Source organism: Micromonospora sp. NPDC049089 (assembly GCF_040648775.1).
Lineage (GTDB): Bacteria > Actinomycetota > Actinomycetes > Mycobacteriales > Micromonosporaceae > Micromonospora.
This window is the reverse complement of the sequence record NZ_JBEZEH010000241.1, coordinates 1-9,802: the sequence shown is the minus strand read 5'-3', so window position 1 is coordinate 9,802 and position 9,802 is coordinate 1. Positions and strand designations below refer to the sequence as shown.

The following is a 9,802-nucleotide window of genomic DNA, read 5'->3' as shown; positions in this document are numbered from 1 at the left end:
CTCCAAACCGCCATCCACCCACGCTTCTTCCCACACCGGGTCGCGGTGCCCGTACTGCGCCACGGGCCCGGGCCCCCCCCCGCGACGGTGGTGCTGCGATCTGTCAGGCGGGCAGGCTCGCCGCGCCGGGCGGCAGGAACCGCTGGCCGGTGACCCGCTCGGAGGTGCCGGTCCGGTCCAGGTGCGGCGTGACACCGCCCAGGTGGAACGGCCAGCCGGCGCCCAGGATCATGCACAGGTCGATGTCCTGCGCCTCGGCGACCACGCCCTCGTCCAGCATCAGCCGGATCTCCTGCGCGAGCGCGTCGAGGGCGTTCTGGCGTACCTGCTCGGCGGTCAACGGCTGATCACCCACCACGAGCAGCTTGGCCACCTCCTCGTTGACCTCGTCGTCGACCACGATCGGCTGACCGGAGTCGGCGATCCGCTTGAGGTTCTCGCTGACCCCGAACCGGTCCGGGTACGCGGCGTGCAGGGTGCCGCCCACGTGGTACGCGACGGCCGGCCCGACCAACTGGAGCAGAGCGAGCGGACGCATCGGCAGGCCCAGCGGGTCCAGTGCGCTGTTCGCCACGTCCAGCGGGGTGCCAGCGTCGACGGCGGCGAAGACGGTGCCCAGGAAGCGGGTGAGCAGCCGGTTCACCACGAACGCCGGAGCGTCCTTGACCAGCACGCTCGACTTCTTGAGTTGCTTACCCACGGCGAACGCGGTGGCCAGGGTGACGTCGTCGGTGCGCTCGCCCCGGACGATCTCCAGCAGCGGCAGCACCGCCACCGGGTTGAAGAAGTGGAAGCCGACCACCCGCTCCGGATGCTCCAACTCGGCGGCCATCTCGGTGATCGACAGCGAGCTGGTGTTGGTGGCGAGCACCGCCTCCGGAGAGACGACCTTCTCCAACTCGGCCCAGACCTGCTTCTTGACGCCCAGGTCCTCGAAGACGGCCTCAATGACGAAGTCGGCGTCGGCGAACGCGCTCTTGTCGACAGTGCCGCTGACCAGACCGTACAGCTTGGCGGCGGTGCCCTTGTCCATCCGGCCCTTGGTGACGGCCTTCTCGATCTGGGTGTGCACGTAACCGACGCCCTTGTCCACCCGGGACTGGTCGAGGTCGGTCATCACCACAGGCACCTGGAGGCGGCGGGCGAACAGCAGCGCCAGCTGGCTGGCCATCAGACCCGCGCCGACGATGCCGACCTTGGTGATCGTGCGAGCCAGGCCCTTGTCCGGTGCGCCGGCCGGGCGCTTGGCCCGCCGCTGCACCAGGTCGAACGCGTACAGGCCGCTGCGCAGCTCCTCGGAGAAGACCAGGTCCGCGAGGGCCTCGTCCTCGGCGGCGGTGCCGGCGGCGAAGTCGCCGTCCTTCGCCGTCTCCAGCAGGTCGAGCGCCTTGTACGCGGCCGGGACCGCGCCGTGCAGCCGCTGGTTCAGCGTCTCCCGGGCGAAGTAGAGCACGCCCGCCCACATGTCCTTGTCGACCTCGGGTCGGGTCACTGTGACCTGACCCCGGACCACGCCGGCAGCCCACTCCAGGGACCGCTCCAGGAAGTCCGCCGGCTCCAACAGGACGTCCGCGATGCCCAGCTCGGCGGCCTGCTTGGGCTTGAGCATCTTGTTCTGCATCAGCGGGTTCTGGATGATCACCTGGGTCGCGGCGGGGATGCCGATCAGGTTCGGCAGCAGCTGGGTGCCGCCCCAGCCCGGCACCAGACCGAGGGACACCTCGGGCAGCGCGAGGGCCGCCGCGCCTCCGGAGAGCGTCCGGTAGTGGCAGTGCAGCGCCAGCTCCAGGCCACCGCCCATCGCCGCGCCGTTGACGAACGCGAAGGTGGGAACGGTGCTGTCCTTGAGCCGGGCGAAGACCCGGTGGCCGAGCCGGCCGATCTCCAGCGCCTGCGCGCGGTCGGCGAGCTGCGGCAGGCCGACGATGTCCGCGCCCACGCAGAAGATGTACGGCTTGCCGGTGACCGCGATGAACGCCGGGTCGGCGGCGAGCGCGGCGGTGATCGCCTCGTCCAGGCTGGCCAACCCACCCGGGCCGAAGGTGTTCGGCTTGGTGTGGTCGAAGCCGTTGTCCAGCGTGATCAGGGCGGCGGGCCGGTCCAGCCCCGGCACGTTCACCTGGCGCAGCAGCGCCTTGGTGACGACCTCGTTCGGTGCGGCGAGCGCGCTCACTTGTTGCCCTCCGTCCAGTGCGGGTTCTCCCAGATGACCGTGCCGCCCATGCCGATGCCGATGCACATCGCCGTGAGGCCGTAGCGGACCTCCGGGTGCTCGGCGAACTGGCGGGCCAGCTGCGTCATCAGCCGTACGCCGGAGGACGCGAGGGGGTGACCGATGGCGATCGCACCGCCCCACGGGTTGACCCGCGCGTCGTCGTCGGCGATGCCGAAGTGGTCGAGGAAGGCGAGCACCTGCACGGCGAAGGCCTCGTTCAGCTCGAACAGGCCGATGTCGTCGATGCTGAGCCCGGCGAGGCGCAGCGCCTTCTCCGTCGACGGGATCGGGCCGACGCCCATCACCTCCGGCTCGACACCGACGAAGCCGAACGACACCAGCCGCATGGCGACCGGCAGACCCAGCTCGCGGGCGGTGGCCTCGTCGGCCAGCAGACTCGCGGTGGCGCCGTCGTTCAGGCCGGCCGCGTTGCCCGCGGTGACCTTGCCGTGCGGGCGGAACGGGGTCTTCAGGGTGGCCAACTTCTCCAGCGAGGTGTCCCGCGGGGCCTCGTCCACGGTGGCCAGGCCCCAGCCGCCCTCCGCGTCGCGGATCGACATCGGCACCAGGTCGTCCTGGAGCTTGCCGTTGGCGTACGCCTTGGCGGTCTTCTGCTGCGAGGCGAGCGCGAACGCGTCGGTGCGTGCCTTGGTGATGTGGGGGACCAGGTCGTGCAGGTTCTCCGCGGTGGAGCCCATCACCAGCGCGGACGCATCGACCAGCTTCTCCGCGATGATGCGCGGGTTGGGGTCGACGCCCTCACCCATCGGGTGGCGGCCCATGTGCTCGACCCCACCGGCGATGGCGATGTCGTACGCGCCCATGGCGATGCCGCTGGCCACGGTGGTGACCGCTGTCATCGCCCCCGCGCACATCCGGTCGATGGCGAAGCCGGGAACGGTCTTGGGCAGCCCGGCCAGCAGGGCGGCGGTGCGGCCGATGGTGAGGCCCTGGTCGCCGATCTGGGTGGTGGCCGCGATGGCGACCTCCTCGACCCGCTCCGGGGGCAGCTGCGGGTTACGACGCAGCAGTTCCCGGATGCAGCGGATCACCAGGTCGTCGGCGCGGGTGTTGGCGTACATGCCACCCGCCTTGCCGAACGGGGTACGGACGCCGTCGACGAAGACGACGTCGCGAACTTCACGGGGCACTTGAGCCTCCTAGCCGAGGGGCACGTTGCCCCGAATGCTACTCGTCAGTAACCAACCCCGTCCCCCACCCCCCGCTGTGGTCCACCCCACACCGGCGCGCGCCAACGCCCCGTTGATCATGAAGTTGTTGCCATCGGCATCGGCGTGTCCTGGCAATAACTTCATGATCAACGGGCGGGCGGGCGGGCGGGCGGGGGGGCGGGGCGGCAGGTCGGGGTGGGGGGTTAGGGGATTGGGGTTTTTGGGGCCAGGGCTTCGGTCAGGTCGGGGACGAGGAGGCCGATCTGCCACTCGCGGGCGTTGAGGCCGCGCAGGGTCTCCGCCACCGACTCCTCGGTGATCTCCTCCGGCGGGGTCCAGGCCAGCCGGCGGACCGAATCCGGAGTGATCAGGTTTTCCGGCGGCAGGTTGTGCTCGCCGGCGATGCGGATCACGACCTCCCGGCAGCGGGCCAGCCGACCGGCCGCCACCGGGTCCCGCTCGGCCCACCGGTGCGGTGGGGGCGGGCCCTCCACGGCCGGCGAGACCGGCAGGGAATCCTCCGGTAGTTGCCGGGCGTCGTCGAGCGCGGCGAGCCAGGTGCGGGCCAGCCGACGGACCGACCGACCGCCGAAGCCGGGCAGGGTCAGCAGGGTCTTCTCGTCCTTCGGGTCCAGCTCGGCCGCGGCGATGATGGCCGAGTCGGGCAGCACCCGACCGGGAGCGGCGTCGCGCCGGGACGCGATCTGGTCCCGCGCGTACCACATCGAGCGGACCCGGGCCTGCGCCCGCGCCCCCCGCAGCCGGTGGATGCCCGAGGTGCGCCGCCACGGCTCCGCCCGAACCCGGGGCGGACGTGCCCCGGTGCGGACCAGCGCGGCGAACTCCTCCGCGGCCCAGGCCGACTTGCCCTGCCGGGTCAACTCGGCGTCCAGCGCGTCGCGCAGGTCGGTGAGCAGCTCCACGTCGAGGGCGGCGTACGTCAACCATGACTCGGGCAGCGGTCGACTCGACCAGTCGGCCGCCGAGTGGTGCTTCTCCAGGGTGAACCCGAGCAGCTGCTCGGTGAGCGCGGCCAGCCCGACGCGTTCGAACCCGGCCAGCCGAGCCGCCAGCTCGGTGTCGAACAGTCGGCGTGGACGCAACCCCACCTCGGCCAGGCAGGGCAGATCCTGGCTGGCCGCGTGGAGGACCCACTCGGCCTCACCGATCACCGCGTCCAGCGCGCTGAGGTCGGGCAGTGGCAGCGGGTCGATCAGCGCCGTGCCCGCACCGGCCCGGCGAAGTTGAACGAGGTAGGCCCGTTGGCTGTAGCGGTAGCCGGAAGCCCGTTCGGCGTCCAGCGCGACCGGGCCGGTGCCCGCCGCGAAGCGGGCCACGACCTCGGCAAGCTCGGCCGGGGCGGCCACCGGATCGGGGGTGCCGTCACGCGGGGCGATCAGCGGAACGGGCCCACCGTCGGCCGGGTCAGCCCCCTCGCCCGCCGGCTGCGGCTGGGCCGACGGCGGGTGCTGGGGTGCGTTTCCCGGAAGTGCTTCGGTGGGCCGACGGCGCAGGGGTGGTTCGTCGGTCACCTGCCAACCCTAGTGCGCGCGGAGATCCGGCGGGTGCAGCCGGTCCGGCGTGTGTCGATCAGGTGTCCGCAAGATGTCCTCCCGAGGGCCGAACGTCAGGCTGCGCCAGCCGGGCGGCGGTCGGCGAGGGCGGTGACGCCCGGTGGGGGGAGACCGGCGGTGGAGGCGAGCAGGGCGCACCAGCCGAGCAGGTGCGGGGTCAGGTCGTCGTCGACCGGCGTCCAGGACGCGCGAATCTCGATGTCACCGATGGTCGGTGGCCCGGCGAGATCGCCGAACCGGGTCGACATGGTCTGCGTCACCGTTCCGCCGATCGCCCGGTGGCCGGCGTCCTGGGCGTCCAACGCGTCGGTCAGCCACGTCCAGCCGACCCCGGGCAGCAGCGGGTCGGCGGCCAGATCGACCTCCAACTCGGCTGTCACGTAGGTGACCAGCCGCAGGGTGCCCTGCCACGCCTCGTGCCCGACCGGGTTGTGCAGCAGGATCAGCCGACCGGTCGCCACCTCGTCGTCGTCGCGCAGCACTGTCGCGGCGAGCGCAAACGCGTACGGGGCCAACCGCTGGGGAGCGCCGACCTCCTCCAGGGTGATCTCCGGCCGGGGGGCGGCCGACCGCAGCCCGGCGACCGCGCGGGCGAACGTCTCCGGGAGCGCGATCGGGGGGGCCATGTCGGCAGCCTATGCCGCCGTCCGTCGCCCGCTTCGACGGCGCGCCGACGCTCGTGAAGGGCACCGGGCGTAAGGAACGGTGCCCTTCCTCTCACCCCCACCCGGTTTCCGGTGGTGGGCGTGGCACGATTGCGGCGATGACCACGGACACCACGGGCACTGTCGCCCGAGACGGAGAATCCCGCCCCGGCGGACCAGCCGACTCGCCCTTCATTCGGGCCTGCCGACGTCGGCCCGTCCCGCACACCCCGGTCTGGTTCATGCGCCAGGCCGGCCGCTCCCTCCCGGAGTACCGGGAGATCCGGGCGAGCGTGCCGATGCTGGAGTCCTGCCGGCGCCCGGAGCTGGTCACCGAGATCACCCTCCAGCCGGTGCGCCGACACGGCGTGGACGCGGCGATCCTGTTCAGCGACATCGTGGTGCCCGTCGCCGCCGCCGGGATCGACCTGGACATCGTGCCGGGCACCGGCCCGGTGGTCGCCGAGCCGATCCGCACCGCCGCCGACGTGGAGCGCATCCGCCGGATCACCCGCGACGACGTCTCGTACGTCGACGAGGCCGTCCGGCAGTTGGTGGTCGAGCTCGGCGACACCCCGCTGATCGGTTTCGCCGGTGCGCCGTTCACGCTGGCCAGCTATCTGGTCGAGGGCGGACCGTCGCGCACCCACGCGAAGACCAAGGCCCTGATGTACGGCGACCCGGAGCTGTGGCACGCGCTGTGCGCCCGGCTGGCCGAGGTGACGCTTGCCTTCCTGCGGGTGCAGATCGAGGCCGGCGTCTCCGCCGTGCAGCTGTTCGACTCGTGGGCCGGCGCGCTCTCCGAGGCCGACTACCGCCGTTTCGTGCTGCCGCACTCGACCACCGTGCTGAGCGGGCTGGCTGACGCCGGGGTGCCCCGGATCCACTTCGGGGTGGGCACCGCCGAGCTGCTCGGCGCGATGGGCGAGGCCGGGGCCGACGTGGTCGGCGTCGACTGGCGTACGCCCCTGGACGTGGCCACCGGCCGGATCGGCGCGGACAAGGCGGTGCAGGGCAACCTGGACCCGTGCGTGCTGCTCGCGCCGTGGCCGGTGGTGGAGGCCGAGGTGCGCCGCATCCTGGAGCAGGGCCGGGCGGCCCCCGGGCACGTGTTCAACCTCGGCCACGGGGTCATGCCGGAAACCGACCCGGAGGTGCTGACCCGGGTGGTCGCGCTGGTGCACGAGCTGTCCAGCCGCCGAGCCGACCAGGGCTGACCGGAATGCGGCGGCCCTGGCGGGTGGCGGTGGTCGGCGGCGGGATCGCCGGGCTGGCCGCCGCGGTCCGCCTGCGCGACCGCGCACCCGCCGGCACCGAGATCACTGTGTACGAGCAGTCCGGCGCGCTGGGCGGGAAGCTGCGCACCGGGGAGCTGGCCGGTCAGCCGGTGGAGTTCGGCGCGGAGTCGTTCCTGATGCGCGACCCGACCGGCGCCGAGAGCGCGGCGGTGGCCCTCGCCCGCCGGCTCGGGCTGGCCGAGAAGATCGTGCACCCCACTGTGGGGCAGGCCGCGCTGGTCATCGACGGAGGGCTGCGCCCCATCCCGGGCGGCACCCTGGTGGGCGTACCCGGGGATCTGGATCGGGTGGCCACTGTCGCCCGCCCGGCCGCGGACGCCGACACCGACGGCGGGCGGCCGCTTGTCGGGCCGGACGCTGACGTTTCGGTGGGCGCGCTGGTCCGGTCCCGTTTCGGCGACGAGGTGGTCGACCGGCTGGTCGACCCGATGCTGGGCGGCGTGTACGCGGGCCGTGCCGACGATCTTTCCCTGGTCACGACGATGCCGGCGCTGGCCCGCACGGCCCGGGTGGAGCACACCCTGGTCGGTGCGGTCCGGGCCGCGCAGGCCGCCGCGCCGCGCGCGCCCGGTGCCCCGGTCTTCGGCACCCTCGCCGGTGGGCTCAGCACCCTGGTCGAGGCCGCCGTGACGGCCAGCGGCGCGACGGTACGGCGGGACGCCGCCGTGCGCGAGCTGACAGCGACCGACACGGGTTGGCGGCTCACCGTCGGCCCGACCCGCGACAGTGAGCTGGTCGACGTGGACGCCGTGGTGCTGGCCGTGCCGGCGCGACCGGCGGCGCGGCTGCTCGCCGGCCCCGCGCCGGCGGTGGCGGCGGGCGTCGGTGCGCTGGACTACGCGAGCGTCGCGCTGGTCACCATGGCGTTGCCGCAGCCGCGACTACCCGAGCTGTCCGGCTTCCTGGTGCCGAGCACCGAGGGCCTGCTGATCAAGGCGGCGACCTTCTTCACCACCAAGTGGGGGCACCTGCGCCAGCCGGACGGGTTGGCACTGGTACGCGCCTCGGTGGGCCGGTACGGCGAGGAGGCGCACCTGCAGCGCCCCGACGCGGACCTGGCGGCGACCGTGCACCGGGAGTTGTCGGCGGTGCTCGGCACCTCGCTGCCCGCCCCGGTCGACGGGCACGTGCAGCGGTGGGGCGGTGCGTTGCCGCAGTACGCGCCGGGGCACGCCGACCGGCTCGGCGCCGCGCGGACGGCGCTGCGGGCCGCGCACCCCACACTGGTCCTCGCCGGCGCCGGCTACGACGGCGTCGGCATCCCGGTCTGCGTCCGCTCCGGCGAGACGGCGGCCGAAGAGATCATCACAGCACTGGGAGGATCGGCGAGATGACCGAGCAGACCAACGCGGCCCGGTTGCGGGAGCTGAACGACAGCATCCGCTACACCATGTGGTCGGTGTTCCGGGCCAGCTCCCCGCTGCCGTCGCTGCGGGACAACGTCACCGGCGAGGTGGTGTCCCTCTTCGACGAGCTGGCCGGTAAGGACGTGGTGGTCCGGGGCGTGTACGACGTCTCCGGGCTGCGCGCCGACGCGGACGTGATGATCTGGTGGCACTCCGCGTCCCCCGACGCGCTCCAGGACGCCTACCTGCGGTTCCGTCGCACCACGCTGGGCCGGGCGCTGACCCCGGTGTGGTCGCAGATGGCGCTGCACCGGCCGGCGGAGTTCAACAAGAGCCACATTCCGGCGTTCCTGGCCGGTGAGGAGGCTCGCCCCTACATCTGCGTGTACCCGTTCGTCCGCTCCTACGAGTGGTACCTGCTGCCCGACGCCGAGCGGCGCGAGATGCTGGCCGAGCACGGCAAGATGGCCCGCGGCTACCCGGACGTGCGGGCCAACACCGTCGCCTCGTTCGCGCTCGGCGACTACGAGTGGATGCTCGCCTTCGAGGCCGACGAACTCCACCGGATCGTCGACCTCATGCGGGACCTACGCGCCTCCGGCGCCCGCCGGCACGTCCGCGAAGAGGTCCCGTTCTACACCGGCCGCCGCCGCTCAGTAGCCGAAATCGTCAACTGCCTGGTCTGACGCCCCTCGCGCCCGCGCCCCCTCGCCCCCGCGATCTTGCACTTTCTGCTCCGGCGAAAGGGGCGTAAGCCGCGATCTGGCAACCGAAAGTGCAAGATCGGCGCACCGGCTGCCCCGACCTGGTCGATCATGGAGTTGTGGTGCCGGTTTTGGGAACCCACGGGTCCTTTGTCGACCACCACAACTCCTTGATCGACGAGGGGCAGGTGGATCGGCGAGGGGCACGGGGCTGGCTCGGCGGCATGGAGGGTTACGGGTCGTCTCGCTCAGCGTGACGGGGTGAGGTGTGGTGGTTGGAGGGGGCGGAGCATGATCTGTTCTCGGCGTACGCCGTCGGGCATCAGGTCGCCTGGCTCGTCGGTCAGGCGGAAGCCAGCGCGGTGGTAGAGGGCCTTCGCGCGCGCGTTGTCCGTCCTGACGGAGAGCCGTAGCAGCTCGGCGCCGCGCTCCTGGGCCCAGCGCGCCACCTCGTCCACCAGGCGGTCGCCGACACCGCTGCCGCGAGCGTCGGGGTGCACCCACATCGAGATCAGGTCCACCATGAGCGGGTCCGTCGTGGGTACGCCGCTCGACATCCCAACCGGACGCCGGTCCAGGACGGCCACCAGGTTGAGTGAGCCGGGGATGTTCAGCCGGTCGCGCCAGCGCTGTTCGCGGTCGCCGTCGCCCTGCCAGTCGGCGAGCCGTGAGCCGAACGCTTCCGGTGCCTCGGCGAGGGCGGCCAGCCGCAGCTCCCGCCAGGTGGGCCAGTCGTCGGGGGTGAGCACCAAGATGTCGATCATGCGGCGATGGTGCCCGGACGGATCGCCGGGCACCACCGCCATTACGCCGGGCGGGCGCCCCCCCCCCCCCCGGGGGGGGGCCCGG

8 protein-coding genes are annotated in these 9,802 nt (G+C 72.6%); 3 read left to right on the top strand and 5 right to left on the bottom strand.

What is annotated here, in order from left to right; all coding sequences use genetic code 11:
- Window positions 1–103: 103 nt before the first annotated feature.
- The 4 genes from AB0B48_RS29230 to AB0B48_RS29215 all read right to left on the bottom strand — a co-directional run bounded on the left by AB0B48_RS29230 (window position 104) and on the right by AB0B48_RS29215 (window position 5,587).
- A complete protein-coding gene (locus tag AB0B48_RS29230; protein ID WP_357207095.1) occupies window positions 104–2,173 on the bottom strand; it encodes a 3-hydroxyacyl-CoA dehydrogenase NAD-binding domain-containing protein in 2,070 nt (689 codons plus the stop codon).
- Window positions 2,170–3,366: a thiolase family protein gene (locus tag AB0B48_RS29225; RefSeq protein WP_357207094.1), complete on the bottom strand. Its 1,197-nt coding sequence runs from the start codon at window positions 3,364–3,366 to the stop codon at window positions 2,170–2,172. The genes AB0B48_RS29230 and AB0B48_RS29225 overlap by 4 nt, the downstream gene beginning before the upstream one ends.
- 224 nt (window positions 3,367–3,590) lie before the next feature.
- Window positions 3,591–4,919 (bottom strand): ribonuclease D, encoded by a 1,329-nt coding sequence (locus tag AB0B48_RS29220; RefSeq protein ID WP_357207092.1) that lies wholly within the window; start codon window positions 4,917–4,919, stop codon window positions 3,591–3,593.
- 95 nt (window positions 4,920–5,014) lie between these two features.
- Complete coding sequence (locus tag AB0B48_RS29215) at window positions 5,015–5,587, bottom strand: DUF3000 domain-containing protein (RefSeq protein WP_357207090.1); 573 nt, start codon at window positions 5,585–5,587, stop codon at window positions 5,015–5,017.
- A gap of 137 nt (window positions 5,588–5,724) precedes the next feature.
- Between AB0B48_RS29215 and hemE the strand changes: the two genes are divergently transcribed.
- From hemE to hemQ, 3 genes are read left to right on the top strand one after another with little or no spacing between them, the layout of a single operon-like run.
- On the top strand, window positions 5,725–6,822 hold the full coding sequence (gene hemE / locus AB0B48_RS29210) for a uroporphyrinogen decarboxylase (RefSeq protein WP_357207088.1): 1,098 nt from the start codon (window positions 5,725–5,727) through the stop codon (window positions 6,820–6,822).
- Window positions 6,823–6,827: 5 nt separating this feature from the next.
- Window positions 6,828–8,237, top strand: coding sequence for a protoporphyrinogen oxidase (gene hemG, locus AB0B48_RS29205; protein WP_357207086.1), 1,410 nt, complete (start codon window positions 6,828–6,830; stop codon window positions 8,235–8,237).
- Window positions 8,234–8,935: a hydrogen peroxide-dependent heme synthase gene (gene hemQ, locus AB0B48_RS29200; RefSeq protein ID WP_196921722.1), complete on the top strand. Its 702-nt coding sequence runs from the start codon at window positions 8,234–8,236 to the stop codon at window positions 8,933–8,935. Before hemG ends, hemQ begins: the two co-directional genes overlap by 4 nt.
- 266 nt (window positions 8,936–9,201) lie before the next feature.
- On the opposite strand, the gene AB0B48_RS29195 is transcribed toward hemQ, so the two are convergent.
- Window positions 9,202–9,717, bottom strand: a complete 516-nt coding sequence (locus AB0B48_RS29195; RefSeq protein WP_357207084.1) for a GNAT family N-acetyltransferase — start codon at window positions 9,715–9,717, stop codon at window positions 9,202–9,204.
- Between the last annotated feature and the right edge of the window lie 85 nt (window positions 9,718–9,802).

What these genes read in the sequence shown, in the direction of transcription:
- AB0B48_RS29215 (WP_357207090.1), bottom strand. Translation starts at nt 5,587, where the DNA reads ATGGCCCCCCCGATCGCGCTCCCGGAGACGTTCGCCCGCGCGGTCGCC.
- hemE (WP_357207088.1), top strand. Translation starts at nt 5,725, where the DNA reads ATGACCACGGACACCACGGGCACTGTCGCCCGAGACGGAGAATCCCGC.
- hemG (WP_357207086.1), top strand. Translation starts at nt 6,828, where the DNA reads ATGCGGCGGCCCTGGCGGGTGGCGGTGGTCGGCGGCGGGATCGCCGGG.
- hemQ (WP_196921722.1), top strand. Translation starts at nt 8,234, where the DNA reads ATGACCGAGCAGACCAACGCGGCCCGGTTGCGGGAGCTGAACGACAGC.
- AB0B48_RS29195 (WP_357207084.1), bottom strand. Translation starts at nt 9,717, where the DNA reads ATGATCGACATCTTGGTGCTCACCCCCGACGACTGGCCCACCTGGCGG.